Origin of the sequence: Aureliella helgolandensis, assembly GCF_007752135.1 — a bacterium.
Taxonomy (GTDB): Bacteria; Planctomycetota; Planctomycetia; order Pirellulales; family Pirellulaceae; genus Aureliella; species Aureliella helgolandensis.
In genome coordinates, this window is record NZ_CP036298.1 from 945981 (window position 1) to 960430 (window position 14450).

A 14450-nucleotide genomic window follows, 5' to 3' on the forward strand; every position below is an offset into this window, starting at 1 on the left:
CGGGCTAGGAGCTTAAGTATGCGAACATCCGCGTTGTGGGCATCCCGGTGGTTCGTGCTGGCCTGGAGCTTGGCCGTGCTTATCCCTTGCCCTGCCAGCGAGTTGGAGTGGATCGTCATATCCGAGGATGGACTCGGTTTCGAAGGTTTGGAGTCTGGCACATCGTTTTCTCCCTGGGGGTTCAATTACGACCATGACCGCGATGGCCGCTTGCTGGAGGACTATTGGCAGCAAGACTGGCCGCTCGTCGAATCGGCTTTCCGGGAGATGAAAGCGCTGGGGGCCAATACCGTTCGCATCCATTTGCAATTCGGAAAGTTCATGGAGGGCCCCAATACTGCTCGCACTCAGGCGCTCGAACAGTTGGAAAGAGTCGTCATGCTGGCGGAAGAAACCGAGTTGTATATCGATCTGACTGGACTGGGGTGCTATCACAAGCAGGATGTCCCGGCCTGGTACGATCCGTTGAGTGAACCCCAGCGTTGGAAGGCTCAAGCCGTGTTCTGGGAGGCCGTTGCGAAGGCTTGCGCATCAAGCTCTGCGATATTTTGTTACGACCTGATGAACGAGCCTGTGGTGGCTGGAGGGGATAAGCCCCGCGAAGATTGGCTAGGACCAGCCTTTGGCGGCAAACACTTTGTACAATATGTCGCAATTGATCGCCAAGCACGCGAACGCTCCGCAGTAGCAAAGGAGTGGATCGATTTGCTGGTTGCGGCAATTCGCAAGCATGACGCGCGACATTTGATTACTGTTGGACTCGTTCCCTGGAGTCTCGACCGTCCCGGCATGACCTCGGGATTTGCCCCTGCGGCGGTGACGCAATCGCTCGATTTCATTGCTGTTCATCTCTATCCAGAGGCCGGCAAGTTGGAAGAGGCTTTAGAGACCTTGCAAGGTTTTGCCGATGTTGGCAAACCTGTGGTCATCGAAGAACTCTTTCCACTCAAGTGTAGTGCGGCGGAGTTGGGGGAGTTCATCGATCGGTCACGCGGGCCGGCAACTGGTTGGATCGGCTTCTACTGGGGGACGTCCCTAGAAGAATTGCGTTCGGCCAAGACGCTGCCTGCAGCGATGACGCTAGCCTGGCTCGAGTTGTTTCAGGCAAAACGTGCAGCAATCCTGGGGGAGGAGTAGTCTCTCGCTTCGAGGATTTACCAACAGTTTCGCATATTGCTTTTTCCTACCGATGAACCCACCTGGTTCGTATCCCGCGCAAGTAGTGGACCCTTCCCATGAAACGTCGTTCCTTTCTCCATAGGTCATCTTCGTTGGTCGCGGCAGGCATCGTGACGGGAGCTAAGCTCTCCGCCCAGGAATCCCAGGCAAAGCGACGGGTGGCGATTATCGGTCACACCGGGCGTGGAGATTTTGGGCACGGCCTGGACACGGTGTGGTTGAAAATTCCTGAAGCTGAAATCGTTGGAGTTGCCGACGGCAATGAGGCCGGCTTGGCAAAAGAGCTTGTGAAGCTGGGAGTTCAATGCGGTTACACCGACTACGGCAAAATGTTGACAGAGACTCGCCCTGAGTTTGTTTCCATTTGCCCTCGTCATGCTGACCAACATCAGGAAATGGCGTTGGCCGCTTTGGAAGCTGGCGCACGGGGGCTGTACATCGAAAAGCCCTTCTGTCGCACGCCGGCGGAAGCGGATTCCCTGCTGGCTGCCTGCCAGCAGCATCACGCCAAAATTGCCGTGGCGCATCGCAATCGCTACCATCCGACCTTGAAGCAGATCGACCACCTGATTGCTTCCGGTCAATTGGGAAAGCTGCTCGAGATTCGTGGCCGCGGGAAAGGCGATCGACGTGGCGGTGGTGAGGATCTTTGGGTCCTCGGCGGGCACGTTATCAATCTCATGGAATATTTTGCCGGAGCTCCTAAGTCATGCTCGGCAATCATGCTCCAGGATGGGCGACGCATTACATCGGTGGATGTCAAACCTGGTGCTGAGGGATTGGGGCCATTGGCGGCGAACGAAGTTCACGCTAGGTTCGAAACGGCCAAGGGAATTGTCTGCTACTACGATTCGATCGCCAACGATGGTACCAACGGAACCGGTTACTGCATGCAGCTCATTGGCAGCCAGGGAGTCGTGACCCTACACATCGATCAAAATCCTGTAGCGCATTTCACACCTGGCAATCCATTTCTGCATTCAAGCGAGGCCCGGACTTGGTTGCCAATCACCACGGCGGGACTCGACGTGCCAGAAGACAACCAAGGTCTCGTTTCGCAGGTGTACAACCATGTGCTTGGCGTGCAAGATCTTATCGAATCATGCGATACGGATCGCCAACCTTTGTGCGACGCGCGCGCTGGAGCGGTTGCCGTTGAAGCCATCTGCGGTGTCTTTGAGTCGCACTGCCAAGGAGGTGCGACGGTTGATTTTCCACTTCGCGAACGACGGAATCCACTCTCTCTTCTATAGTCGTCTGCCGAACTGGCAGCGATCTTCTTCCTGGCGGTCCAGTGCTTCGCGTCCCCCAGGGCTCGCAAAGGAAAATGTAATGTTGAAGCCTGATTTGAATTGCGTGCTTCTCTCAGCTGTCGCAGTTGTGCTGAGTATGGCTGGAGTGTCCAAAGTGGACGCCGACGAGCTTCGAGTGTCGGCAGCAGCTTCGATTGCAAACGGGGCAATGACCGTCATGCATCCCGCTGATGCTGATCCGGCAACATTGCTCATCCATTTCCATGGCTCACCTGAGGCTGTCCGAGAAGTTTTTGAGCGAAGCGAGTTGAAGTGCATCCTGGCTGTCGTGAATTTTCCAGGGTTATCGACCGCTTATTCAAAACCGTTTGCTGAAGATCACAAGCTATTCGACCGGATACTGTCGCAGGCTCGAGCCATGGCCGTGGGAGTGCAGCCCGCTTCGCAGGGGGAATGGTCGCGGATCGCCGTCTCTTCCTTCAGTGCTGGTTATGGGGCGGTCCGAGAGATTCTCAAGACTCCAGAAAATATGGCGCGGATCGATTCAATCACGACGGCCGATTCCATCTATGCAGGGTTGCAAGAGGATGTCTCGGAGCGGCTGGTGGATGAGGCGAATATGCAAGGCTTTCTCGAGTTTGCTTCCTTGGCAGTCTCCGATAGAAAGCGATTTGTTTTGTCGCATTCCGCCCAACCGACCCCTTATGCAAGCACGACCGAGACGGCAGATTACTTGCTGCGCTCTCTTGGCATGGCTCGCACTGCTGACGAAAGTCTTTCGATCGAGGAGTTTCACCAAACGAGCCGTGCAGCCAAGGGGGGCTTCCTAGTGCTGGGCTTTGAAGGCGTGAGTGCTCAGGCACACATGCAGCATTTACACCATCTAGACTTGTTCTGGAGGCAAGTGTCGTCTCTTGCCCCCGCCCCATAGCCCTGCCTTCTCCCAATTCAAAGTGCTCCCACCTGTTCGCTATCGCTGCCCCATCTCACATTGGATGCCATGCGTGGCATCCCCCCTTTCGCCTGCTTCGAGCAATTCCCTGCTAGCTGTATCCCCATGGTGCAGGGGCATTGCGTGGATTGCCGCGATACGTACCTCTGGCTGGCTGAACCGATTGGGGTGCTGCCTGCGCCAGCAATCCGTTCGGGCGACTCTTGAGGGCGGGCGTGGTCGCTCTTTGCTGTAGATGCAGGAGCCGCTACGGCAGCGGTATGGCAACCGTGAAAGATTCGAAGCACGCGAAGAAAGATAGGAGATGGAGGGGGCATGGCAGCTGGCCCCTCCGGTATTCTCGCGTTCGGTGCGCCCTGCATGGCGCACCTGATCGCAGAAAGAAGCCAAATCTTCTACTCGTGTCGAAGCGCTTCGATAGGATTCATTTGTGCTGCACGAATTGCAGGGAACAACCCGAAGACAACTCCCACCACCAGAGAAATTCCAAAGGCGATAGGGATCGAAGCAGGGACAATTTCGGGCGTTACCGTCCTGACGATCTCTGGCAAAATCGCCATTGTGTCAGGGTAGTTGCGGGCAAACAGCCAGCGAGCAAAGATGATAGCTGGTTTGCAGAATAGACCGGCCAAAATGCCAGTGATCCCACCAACGACGCTCAGCACTGCAGCCTCGACCAGAAACTGGCTGACGATATCCTTCTGCTTGGCTCCCAGGGCGCGGCGAATTCCAATCTCGCGCGTCCGTTCCGTTACGGTCGCCAGCATGATATTCATAATCCCAATACCGCCTACCATCAACGAAATGGCTGCGACCAGTCCCATCAGGACCATGAACATGAGGCGAGTGGTCTCGGCCTGTTTCAGCAGTTCCAGTGGGACTGCGATCACAACGTCTTCCAAATTGTCGTGACTTTTGAGTGCATCCTTGATTACTTCGGCAGTGCTCTCGACTTCGGACGTGCTACCGACGCGAACGGTAATTTGATTCAACTCCAGCATTTCGCCTTCGAACGACCCGCCGCTTCGTCGTACGACGGTATCTCCGATGCGCTGTTGCAGCGTCTTGATCGGAATGTAGATGTCATTGGAGAAGTCCTGCGAATCCAACGATCCACCGACAGCGGCCGATGCATTGCGGTGTTTTAGGACGCCTACGACATTGTAGTAGTCTTTGTGCTCTGGAATGTAGACGCGTTTTCCAAGTGGATCCTCGTAGGGGAACAGTCGATCTGCGACTCGTGAGGCGAGTACGCAATTGGTTTCACGCAGGAAGTTTTCCGCATCCGAGATGAAGTGCCCTTGAGCAACTTCCAACCGAGTGACTTCCGCGTATTCTGGAGTGCAGCCAACTAAGCGTCCCTCGATCATGCGGTCGCGGTATTGGAACTGTCGGCGAATCTCGCGAATGGGAATGGCGCTTTTAATCGTCGGTACCGTGGCCAGCAGCATGTCGTATTCTTCGCGGGTCAGCCCGTAGGGCGTGACGCCAGAATTGGTACTCAGCTTTTCTGCCGAGGGCTTGACCGAGCGGATCATGATCGTGTCTGCGCCCAGACTCTCGATTTGCCGCCTAGCTTCCAGGCTAATCCCTTCACTGATTGCCAGCAGCCAAATAACGCTGGCCACTCCGATGAAGATCCCTAAGACCGTCAGCAAGGAACGCAGTGGGTGAAGCCAAAGACTCTTGATACCTAAATTTAGGGTGCGTAACCAAAGCATGAAATCAGGCCTTCACTTCGAGAGAGTCGTTCAACGAACCACGCGCTTCAGGAGGAATTAACTCTAATCCTCTGGCTGCAGCCTCCTTGCGCGACTCCATGGAGTTCTGCTCATCCGACTGCAACAAACCATCCCTCAAACGCACGATGCGTTTTGCCCGTTCCGCTACTTCATCTTCGTGAGTCACCATAATGATCGTTCGACCTTCACTGTTGAGTTGATCAAACAGCGCGAGGATCTCAGCCGTCGTTTTGGAGTCCAAGTTGCCTGTCGCTTCGTCGGCTAGGATGAAATACGGATCGTTGACCAAGCTGCGCGCAATTGCCACGCGCTGCTGTTGACCGCCGGAAAGCTGCATGGGGCGGTGTCCTAAGCGATCCTCGAGACCGACGCGTTGCGCCAGATCAATACAGCGTTTGCGTTCCTTAGGCCCCAGCTTGCCTTGGTAGTAGAGGGGAACTTGAATGTTCTCCACAACGGTCAATTGCTGGATCAAATTGTACGATTGAAACACAAACCCGATGCGACGCGAGCGGATTTCTGCGAGCTGATCGTCAGTCATGGTGGCCACATTGTCGGTCCCTAGCAACAGCTCTCCCGAGCTGGGCAGGTCGAGGCAACCGAGCAGATTGAGCAGCGTGCTTTTCCCGGAACCCGAGGGCCCCATGATGGCCACGTAGTCCCCTTCGGGCACATCAAAGGAGACACCCCGCAATGCGCGGACCGTCTCACTCTTGAGAACATACTCTTTGGTCAAGTCGCGGATTGAACAAGCATTCATAGTTTTTGCAGCATAGAGGACGCGGGATGCGCGTGGGGGGAGTCTAGGGCAGCGTGCGGTAAGGGCACATGCGGTAAATCGAAGTTGTGGAAGGCCTGGACGCAGCGTGGCGGACTTGGTCCGTCTCCAGCTGGCGTTTGACGCTATCGACTCCACTTAACCTCCACGAGGGCCGCCACCACCAGGGCCGCCACCGCGAGGCCCACCGCCACCGCCTTGCCCGCCACCTGGTCCACCGCCACCACCTGGTCCGCCACCACCACCGGCTTTCATTCGTTTCTTCATGGCCTCGGTAACTTCGGCCTTGGTAAGCTCTCCGTTGCCGTCGGCATCATACTCGGCAAAACGATCCTTCGTGCGAGCGTCCAATGCCTCGACTTCGGTACCGGCAATTTTGCCATCACCATCGGTATCACCCGCTGAGAAAATTCGGTCAGCGATGGCTGAGGGATCGGGCGCTCCGCCACCGCCTCCGCCTGGTGCGCGACCTTCTCCAGCTGCATCCTCTGCACCTGGTGCAGTCGGCTCAGCGGCATTAGCCCCAATCTCTAGCAACTTATCGCGGTCGGTGATTTCCTCAACATCGGGCAGCTCCAGCAGATCGAGGAATTGACGGGGATTGAGAGCAATCTCAGCACCCTCCTCGAGACCATCGGCGATCGTGACCATCTTGTCATTCGTTGCACCAATTTGGATCTCCACGGTCTTCCAACCCTTGCCTTCACGAGCGAGGCAGAAGTGATGCCCCTTGTACTCGTAGATACCATGCACGGGAATCTGCAGCGCTGAAGGCAATTGTTCGACGAAAATCCGCACTTCGGCGGTCATACCGGTTCGGATTCCTTCCGGTGGATTGAGGATCTCAATGTAAGTGGCATACTCCTTCACCGAAGAAGAAAACCAGCTACCGGGCTCCGCATACTTGTTGACGCGTTTGACTCGTGCCAGCATTTCGTTGGGAACGGCACTCACTTTCACCTTCGCTGCCATCCCCTCGGCAACTAGCGTGATGCGTGATTCATTGATCTTTGCCTTCACCTGCATCTTGGACGGATCGGGAAGTTTGATGATGGTTTGGCGTTCCCGAACCGAAGCTCCCTCTTCGACAACAAACTCGGAGCCCCCGCGACTGCTGAAGGAGTTGTTGTGGACGACGACCCCTTCGGCGGGCGAGAGAATCACACACAGCGCCATTTGCTCTTCCAGCTCCTTCAGCTTGTCTTGCTCTTCTGACAAAACGTTGTAGTCGGACCGCAGGTTGGCCTTCGCTGCTTCGATGTCACTTTCGAACTGAACTTTATTCTTCTCCATGGTCAGCTCGTCCAAAACCATTAGCTTGGCTTCGGAAGCTTCCAGTACGTTTCGAGCGTTGAGCACGGAAAACTCTTCCGATTCGATCTGCAGCCCCTTCACCATGCCCTTGGCTCCCATCCGCTGGGCGCTGGCCAGGCTTAGCTCTGCTTTTCGCAATTCCTGTTGTGCAACGGCCGTCTCACTGAGGATGGCCTTGCGTTCCTGCAGGTAGGTTCCGCGGATGTACTCTTGCAACGCGATTTCCGCTGTACGGACCGTCGCTTCGGAGCTGATCACCAGCGCCTCAGCACTCGAAACAGCGATCCGCTGAGTTTTCAGTTCGTTCTCCAGTGCGGAAGAATCAAGCTCTACCAGCTTGTCCCCCGTCTTCACGTACGTCCCTTCGTCGATGACCCAGAGGATAGGTGTGCCGCTGGTGCCTCGTGCTTTCACTTCGCAAATCACATCGATATTGCTACTACTCTCAACCTCGCCCTGCTCCAAGACAATATGGTCGAAAGGGCCCGATGTAACGAAAGTAGTCAGAATATCGTCGCCAGCACCCTTCCCGGGCTGCATGCCGAAATGCCACCAGGCGTAACCACCTCCCGCGATCATGCCAAGGATTACTAGGGCGATAAGCAGAGCATTGCCTGAACGCGATGACTTGCGTTTTGAGCGGGTTGCGGGGCGAGATAGGCGAGACTGCAAAGTCATCGGTTGCTCCTAAGTAATTCTGGCGGGCTGAAGGCTGGAGAAAGTCGAAGGGGTTCTGTCAAGTGCCTATTCTACTTGGCACATTCGGCAGCGAAACCGTTTCCTGCAAAACGATCGAAAGGAAGGTGGCAATTTCGTGGTTTCTACCAGTTTTACGGTCGAATGACTCGCTTAACTGGATAGCATCCGAGTCCTTCGACAGACCCTTACTGTTTGTTTAACTACTCAACCGCAGAAAAGTTTCGAATTTGTGGGGAGAGGGACCAAAGTTGTCCTGGGCCTTGCGATAAATGGAGTACCGAAGCGGAGCGGAACCATCATTCCCCCCCCCTCCACGCCGTCTAGGTACCTCTCCGAACCAGTCGCATTGACCTTCGGCTGCCGCCACTCACAAGGAAGAAACCATGGCCAAGTTTTACGTTCAAAGCGGAAACATTCGAACCGTAATCTCTGCCGACGATGGTGAAAAAGCTGCACTGTGGATCGTCCACCGAGCCATGCAACAGGTCGTCCCGGTCTACGACGATCACGAACTGTCGCCAGAGCAGAAAAGCGAGACGGCCGTGATCAAGGGGCTGATTGTGCTTGGGAACTCGATTCTTGTGAACGAAGTTGGTTTCGATCACGAGGATAGCCAGGAGATGGACACCTTCGAACTGGTGATGCACTGGCAGCAGCTGATGGCCGCCCTGTCTAAGCTGGAGGCGATGCTGTGAAGGGGGCTATGGCTACGCCTGCATCAGAGCGGAGCGGCGGCCCTGCCCCGCGACTGAGCAATCGGCGGCCTGCAGCCAGCACGCAAATTTCGCTGCCAGACATGCCCCCCCGTCAGGCCGGCTACCCATCGCTTGATCGCTTGAGATAGCCTGCCGAAGTCTGAAAATAACGACGACGGCGCGTCTGCATCGATGCTGACTGCTCGGTCTGCTGGCTCTTCAGATCCTGCAGATTGGCAGCACACAGCCGGCAGCCCACTCGCTCCACATGGAAGGCGATGTAGGCTTGCAGCTGCTCATCGATAGCTCCCAGCAGGAAGCTCCCCAGCTGTTCACGGCTCGGACAACTCAGCCTATTTCTCCGCCAGATCTCCCCGAGACCATGCACTCCAGCCTCGCGGCGACCTGCCAATTCGATTAATCGCTCCCGCAGCACTTCGTCGGTACGCAGCTGCTGTTCCACTGCTACCATTAATTCACTGGCGAGCGTTTCGTCCAAATACGACTGAAGTTGTTGATTGGTAAACATGGGCATGCTGGGATCTACCCTCCTGCGGAGTGATTCATGGCGACTTCTTCAAACGGCTGGACGACTACGAATCCCTCGCCATTAAACTCCATTTGAATGGACTCGCCACTACCGCGCCCAAAAAAGCTCTTGAGCGACACGTCGGTCTTGAATTCAGGCTGCAAATTTCCAGACCAAGCAATGGTGGCATTCGGATCGGTCCGAACCGGTTGTCCAGGGCGAACGCGAAGTGTAATTGGTTCGAAGTGACTGGTGATGGCAATCAGTCCGGTGCCACTCAAGCGGACATTGAAAAAGCCGCCGGAGACCACGGCCGCCAGCTTCTTCATCATTTTGATTTCCCATTCCACCGTGGGCTCGAACGCCAGCAGATCGCTGCCGTTGACATAAATGGAATCTCCTTCCAGCCGCAGGATTTGGATGGTTTTCCCGCTATCGGCCAGATACAAGCGGCCTGCTCCCTCGGCTTTGGTCAGCCGAGCTCCCTCGCCGGTCACGCTTCGTTTGAGCAGCGACCCCAATCCCTGATCCAGCAAGCCTTCGCGAGTGAACTTCATCTTGCCCACATAGGCCACCATCGCGCCCGCTTTCATCCAGACCATGCCGTCAAGGTTGACCTCCAGCATGCGATCACTTTCCAGCTGAAAGTATTCGCGCGCCGAGTCATCCTGGGCAGTCGACTGAATGAATTCCTCAATCGTAAAACGTCCCATGAGCGAGATCTCCGATCTGATGTTTGGAATGTAGGGGAAAAGGAAAGTTTGGACAGCAGCGGCAGCCGAATTAAGCTACCCAAAACGGGCTCAGAGCCGACATGCGGGCGAGTGGACCCTCGCTCCTGCCATGCCAGTGCTAGCTGACATCCTGCCTTAGTTGGCTGCTTCAAGCGACCGTTAGGGCGCCGACAGGTCCGCGAATCACAAATGAACTCGCTGAATCTCTACTAGTCACAGCCCAGCGGCTCGACTCCTCCGCAAGTGCGAGGCGGGCCTCGACACCGCCCAATTCTATCAACTCCCCTCGGCCAGGACCACGAGCATCCTCCAGTAGAAGCGGCAAAGGAACTCGAAGGCTTCGCGACTGGTGAAAATCGCCACCCACGGCCTACCGGCGTGCTGCAATCGCAACTCGCTGTGCGAGCATCGCTGGAGTGGTGGCCACTGCAGGGCCGTGGTGGCTGCTACCCGCCGTGCTGCTACCAAAATTGCTCCTGAACCAACACGCCGGTGAGCGAGCAGGAGGTGTAATGCTCCAGGCGGACCGCGGGGGGCCTTCGCAGCTAGCCTGACAACTGGGCTTGCGGGCAATGGGCTGTCAGGCTGGACGCCAATGTCAATTTGGCAGTAGCGTTCCTGGCGGTCGGGTCGAGCTGTGCCCAGCATTAGAAATCGCTTGCTTTGTAGTAGTTCTCGGGCTGCATTGCGGACTTTGTTCAAAAACCTTTCTCGCAGGGAAATGGCACGCCTTTTGCTCCCGGAGGCTGGTGAACAGATTTACGTGCCTTTTTGACTGCCACGACTCTCTTTGGAGTCGTGCGCAGAGTCGAAATATTTTCACGATCTCGCATCTCAACACTGTGGAGGAGTGCCGCTCATGGCGACGGCTACGAAGAAAAAAGAAGCTACCAAGATTAAGTTGCAGCCGCTGGGTGATCGACTAGTCGTACAACGTGAAGAGTCGCAAGAGCGCACCGAGGGCGGTATTTACCTGCCTGACAGCGCTAAAGACAAGCCGACTCGCGGTACGGTAGTCAGTATTGGCGACGGAAAGCTCCTGGACGACGGTAGCCGTGGTGCAATGCAAGTCAAAGTTGGCGACGTCGTACTTTTCACTAGCTACGCTGGTGAGAACATCGAAATTGGTGACGTCGAGTACGTATTGATGGGCGAGAGCGAAGTCCTAGCCGTCCTCGAATAGTCCACTCACCCCACCAAAATAGCTGCGGATGAAGAGGCGTTTTGCCCGGCCGTCCGACAATACTCAATCCACTGGAGATTAGATACAAATGGCAAAGATTATTGCTTTTGACCAAGAGGCTCGCGAAGCCATTCGTCGCGGTGTTTCGAAATTGGCTCGCGCCGTCAAGGTCACACTCGGTCCTAAGGGCCGCAACGTCATCCTTCAAAAGAGCTTCGGCAGCCCAACCGTTACTAAGGACGGTGTGACTGTCGCCAAGGAAATCGACCTGGAGGACGTCTATGAGAACATGGGCGCCCGCATGGTGCGTGAAGTTGCGAGCAAGACAAGTGACGTTGCTGGTGACGGAACAACCACCGCTACTGTCATGGCTGAAGCCATCTTCAACGAAGGGCTCAAGAGCGTCATCGCTGGAGTCAATCCCATCCAGATGAAGACTGGTATGGAGAAGGCTGTTTCGGATATCACCGACAAGCTGCACTCGATGGCCAAGAAGATTCGCGACAAGGCCGAAATGGCTGACGTGGCGACCATCGCCGCCAACAACGACCGCGAAATCGGCAATCTACTCGCCGATGCCATGGAAAACGTAGGCAAGGACGGCGTCGTAACTGTGGACGAAGGTAAGAGCCTTCACACAGAACTCGAATTCGTCGAAGGCATGCAGTTCGATCGCGGCTACCTATCTCCCTACTTCGTAACCGAAGCTGGCAGCATGGAAGTCGTCCTCGACGAACCCTACATCCTGGTCTTCGAAAAGAAGATCTCCAACATCAAGGACCTCGTACCTGTCCTTGAGAAGGTTGTTCAGCAAGGGAAGCCTCTGCTAATCATCGCCGAAGATGTCGACGGTGAAGCCCTGGCAACCCTGGTCATCAACCGCCTGCGTGGAACCCTCAACATCTGTGCGGTTAAGGCACCTGGTTATGGCGATCGCCGCAAGGCGATGATGGAAGACATTGCCATCCTCACCGGTGGTCAAGCGATCTTCGAAGCGCTCGGCACTAAGCTCGAGTCCATCGGCTTGGCAGAGCTCGGCCGCGCCAAGCGGATCATTATCGACAAAGACAACACCACCATCATCGAAGGTGGTGGCAAGAGCGCTGACATCAAGGGACGTATCGAACAGATTCGTCGCGAAATCGAGAACACTACTAGCGATTACGATCGCGAGAAGCTCGATGAACGTCTGGCCAAACTTGCCGGTGGCGTAGCCAAGGTCAACGTTGGCGCTGCGACCGAAAGCGAAATGAAAGAGAAGAAGGCACGCGTCGAAGATGCACTGCACGCAACGCGCGCTGCAGTGGAAGAAGGTATTCTTCCTGGTGGTGGTGTCGCCCTGTTGCGTGCCAGCTCCAGCCTGACTCCCGCAGACAGCCTGAGCCACGACGAAAAGGTTGGTTACAACATCATCGTCCGCTCGTGCCGCGCTCCACTCACGATGATCAGTGAGAATGCTGGTAAAGACGGTGGTATCGTCTGCGAGAAGGTCTCGGAACTGAAGGGGAACATGGGATACAACGCTCTGACCGACGTCTACGAAGACATGGTCAAGGCTGGCGTAATCGACCCCACGAAGGTAACTCGCACGGCACTAGCTAACGCAGCCAGCGTAGCCACTCTACTGCTCACGAGTGACGCCTTGATCGCTGAAAAGCCAAAGGCTGACAAGGGTGGCAAGGGCCACGGCGGCGACCACGACATGTACTAGGGCTCAGTAACGAGTGCTAGAACTACCTTACCTAAACGGCATGCCATACGGCGTGCCGTTTTTTATTGGCGGCGGTCAATCTTGGTATCCAGTACCACGTGGGTTCTGAACAGTCGGTCATGGAGGGCCATTCGGCTCGGTCCCAAAACAAGGATCAGATTGAGCAGGATAATGATCTCGTCCAGCGGTGCGAGAATGACCGCCACTAAATCCAGCCCACATGCCATCGCAAAGACGGTGAAGGAACTGACCCACAGGGGAACATAGCGAAAGAGACTGCGGAACAAACGGGTTCGCGGCCGTATCAATAAACCATGCGTATCGACAACTCGCAATTGAAACAGATAGCGACCAACAGTTCGCCAGCCACGCCATTCCATCCAGGTCGCGACGAGTGGCACGAGCGGCGCTAGTAGTCCGAGCCGAGCCAAGCGCTGCGTGAGCAGATGGATATAGTAGGCAAGCGTTTCATCCTGACGTGAGAGGATCTCGATCTGTTCGACGATCTGAGGGGTGAACAGCGCGGCTAGGCTTAGCAGCAATAGGAAGAGGCCCCAGAAGGCCAAATCGACGAGATAAGCCATACTTCGATTGAGCAGCCCCGCGTTGGTTACCCCCACCGGTGCCAAATCGTCCAGCACGTGCGCCAGTTCGACGTAATTCGCATATCGCTCTGCGGGCTCTCGAGCGGTCAGCTTCGCGATAACCTCCCGCCACTGCTCTGGTACGGAGTTGGGCCATTTTTCGGGAAAGGCGATTTGCGCTCGGCGCTGACTCCGCAATTGCTCGCGGAGGGTCGAACCAACAATCGCGTAGGGCCGCCGTCCGAAACTTAGTTCGAAGAGGGTGACGCCCAAGGAATACATGTCGCTTTGGTCGCTGGGATCGCCACCGATGACCAACTCAGGCGCCATGTAGCTCAAGGTGCCACTGACGCCATTTTTGGGGGAAGTCTGCTCGGTTTTCGCCAGCCCAAAGTCGCTTAATTTAACGGTCTTGTCGCCTGTCAGAATCAGATTGCTGGGTTTAATGTCCCCGTGGACCAGGCCATGCACGCTGGCGTGTTTCAGTGCGGCTACCACTTGCTGTGCATAGTGAATCACTTCCCCAAAGGGGAGCGGACCATTGGCAATCAGGGCCCCAAGCGTAGGCCCTGGCAGCAATTCCATGGCTAGGAAGGGCTCCTCGCCGACGCGTCCGACATAGTAAATGGTGACGACGTTGGGATGGTTCAATTTCGCTTGCGAAACCGCTTCATCCAACAGGCGGGCGACTTGCTTTGCCCCGTCGCCCTCGCCACCCTCCTGTGCCGACCGCATGACCTTCACCGCCACCAATCGCTGCAGCGACTCGTCTTGGGCGCGGTAGACGGCCCCCATGCCGCCATAGCCCAGCTTTGCTAAGAGTCGAAAGTGCCCCAGGACTTCGCCGGTGCGGTCTGGTCCATCCGCTAGATGGAAGGAGGTGCCGCTTCCAACTTCTGCGCAAAACGATACCGTGTGCGTCGTATCGCCGCCTCGGAGATCTACGGTACGCCCGCAGGTCTCGCAGACTCCTTCGCCCCCCACTTGGATTTGGACGTTCCCTCCGCAGGAGCACCGGTAGGTAACACTCCGGGGCACTGGCGTCGGCTCATCGGGACTGAAGCTGCTTTCCATGAAATGCCTTGACACTTACGGCA

12 protein-coding genes are annotated in these 14450 nt (G+C 56.1%); 6 read left to right on the top strand and 6 right to left on the bottom strand.

What is annotated here, in order from left to right; all coding sequences use genetic code 11:
- Positions 1-18 precede the first annotated feature (18 nt).
- The 3 genes from Q31a_RS03415 to Q31a_RS03425 all read left to right on the top strand — a co-directional run bounded on the left by Q31a_RS03415 (position 19) and on the right by Q31a_RS03425 (position 3363).
- On the top strand, positions 19-1137 hold the full coding sequence (locus Q31a_RS03415; RefSeq protein ID WP_145074007.1) for a cellulase family glycosylhydrolase: 1119 nt from the start codon (positions 19-21) through the stop codon (positions 1135-1137).
- 98 nt (positions 1138-1235) lie between these two features.
- Positions 1236-2432: a Gfo/Idh/MocA family protein gene (locus Q31a_RS03420; RefSeq protein ID WP_145074010.1), complete on the top strand. Its 1197-nt coding sequence runs from the start codon at positions 1236-1238 to the stop codon at positions 2430-2432.
- A gap of 79 nt (positions 2433-2511) precedes the next feature.
- Positions 2512-3363: a hypothetical protein gene (locus tag Q31a_RS03425; protein ID WP_145074013.1), complete on the top strand. Its 852-nt coding sequence runs from the start codon at positions 2512-2514 to the stop codon at positions 3361-3363.
- A gap of 416 nt (positions 3364-3779) precedes the next feature.
- Here the strand turns inward: Q31a_RS03425 and Q31a_RS03430 are convergent, their stop codons facing one another.
- The 3 genes from Q31a_RS03430 to Q31a_RS03440 form a co-directional block, all read right to left on the bottom strand.
- The gene (locus tag Q31a_RS03430; protein WP_145074016.1) at positions 3780-5105 is read right to left on the bottom strand and encodes an ABC transporter permease; all 1326 of its coding nucleotides are present in this window, start codon (positions 5103-5105) and stop codon (positions 3780-3782) included.
- A gap of 4 nt (positions 5106-5109) precedes the next feature.
- Positions 5110-5886, bottom strand: a complete 777-nt coding sequence (locus Q31a_RS03435; RefSeq protein WP_145074019.1) for an ABC transporter ATP-binding protein — start codon at positions 5884-5886, stop codon at positions 5110-5112.
- A 156-nt stretch (positions 5887-6042) separates the two neighbouring features.
- On the bottom strand, positions 6043-7896 hold the full coding sequence (locus Q31a_RS03440; RefSeq protein WP_145074024.1) for an efflux RND transporter periplasmic adaptor subunit: 1854 nt from the start codon (positions 7894-7896) through the stop codon (positions 6043-6045).
- Positions 7897-8300: 404 nt separating this feature from the next.
- Between Q31a_RS03440 and Q31a_RS03445 the strand changes: the two genes are divergently transcribed.
- Positions 8301-8612 (top strand): hypothetical protein, encoded by a 312-nt coding sequence (locus tag Q31a_RS03445; RefSeq protein ID WP_145074027.1) that lies wholly within the window; start codon positions 8301-8303, stop codon positions 8610-8612.
- Positions 8613-8733: 121 nt separating this feature from the next.
- Here the strand turns inward: Q31a_RS03445 and Q31a_RS03450 are convergent, their stop codons facing one another.
- Together Q31a_RS03450 and Q31a_RS03455 are read right to left on the bottom strand one after the other, a co-directional pair.
- Positions 8734-9147 carry a hypothetical protein gene (locus Q31a_RS03450; protein ID WP_145074030.1) on the bottom strand — a complete coding sequence of 138 codons (414 nt, stop codon included), beginning with the start codon at positions 9145-9147 and terminating at the stop codon, positions 8734-8736.
- A gap of 8 nt (positions 9148-9155) precedes the next feature.
- Complete coding sequence (locus Q31a_RS03455) at positions 9156-9854, bottom strand: AIM24 family protein (protein WP_145074033.1); 699 nt, start codon at positions 9852-9854, stop codon at positions 9156-9158.
- Positions 9855-10734: 880 nt separating this feature from the next.
- Between Q31a_RS03455 and Q31a_RS03460 the strand changes: the two genes are divergently transcribed.
- Together Q31a_RS03460 and groL are read left to right on the top strand one after the other, a co-directional pair.
- On the top strand, positions 10735-11058 hold the full coding sequence (locus Q31a_RS03460) for a co-chaperone GroES (RefSeq protein ID WP_145074036.1): 324 nt from the start codon (positions 10735-10737) through the stop codon (positions 11056-11058).
- Positions 11059-11146: 88 nt separating this feature from the next.
- The gene (groL, locus tag Q31a_RS03465) at positions 11147-12769 is read left to right on the top strand and encodes a chaperonin GroEL (RefSeq protein ID WP_145074039.1); all 1623 of its coding nucleotides are present in this window, start codon (positions 11147-11149) and stop codon (positions 12767-12769) included.
- A 62-nt stretch (positions 12770-12831) separates the two neighbouring features.
- On the opposite strand, the gene Q31a_RS03470 is transcribed toward groL, so the two are convergent.
- Positions 12832-14427, bottom strand: coding sequence for a serine/threonine-protein kinase (locus tag Q31a_RS03470; protein WP_145074042.1), 1596 nt, complete (start codon positions 14425-14427; stop codon positions 12832-12834).
- Positions 14428-14450 lie beyond the last annotated feature (23 nt).

Bases quoted from the DNA above. Each gene is read 5' to 3' on its own strand.
- Q31a_RS03470 (WP_145074042.1), bottom strand. From the start codon at position 14,427: ATGGAAAGCAGCTTCAGTCCCGATGAGCCGACGCCAGTGCCCCGGAGT.
- groL (WP_145074039.1), top strand. From the start codon at position 11,147: ATGGCAAAGATTATTGCTTTTGACCAAGAGGCTCGCGAAGCCATTCGT.
- Q31a_RS03455 (WP_145074033.1), bottom strand. From the start codon at position 9,854: ATGGGACGTTTTACGATTGAGGAATTCATTCAGTCGACTGCCCAGGAT.
- Q31a_RS03460 (WP_145074036.1), top strand. From the start codon at position 10,735: ATGGCGACGGCTACGAAGAAAAAAGAAGCTACCAAGATTAAGTTGCAG.
- Q31a_RS03430 (WP_145074016.1), bottom strand. From the start codon at position 5,105: ATGCTTTGGTTACGCACCCTAAATTTAGGTATCAAGAGTCTTTGGCTT.
- Q31a_RS03450 (WP_145074030.1), bottom strand. From the start codon at position 9,147: ATGCCCATGTTTACCAATCAACAACTTCAGTCGTATTTGGACGAAACG.
- Q31a_RS03440 (WP_145074024.1), bottom strand. From the start codon at position 7,896: ATGACTTTGCAGTCTCGCCTATCTCGCCCCGCAACCCGCTCAAAACGC.
- Q31a_RS03435 (WP_145074019.1), bottom strand. From the start codon at position 5,886: ATGAATGCTTGTTCAATCCGCGACTTGACCAAAGAGTATGTTCTCAAG.
- Q31a_RS03425 (WP_145074013.1), top strand. From the start codon at position 2,512: ATGTTGAAGCCTGATTTGAATTGCGTGCTTCTCTCAGCTGTCGCAGTT.
- Q31a_RS03415 (WP_145074007.1), top strand. From the start codon at position 19: ATGCGAACATCCGCGTTGTGGGCATCCCGGTGGTTCGTGCTGGCCTGG.
- Q31a_RS03420 (WP_145074010.1), top strand. From the start codon at position 1,236: ATGAAACGTCGTTCCTTTCTCCATAGGTCATCTTCGTTGGTCGCGGCA.
- Q31a_RS03445 (WP_145074027.1), top strand. From the start codon at position 8,301: ATGGCCAAGTTTTACGTTCAAAGCGGAAACATTCGAACCGTAATCTCT.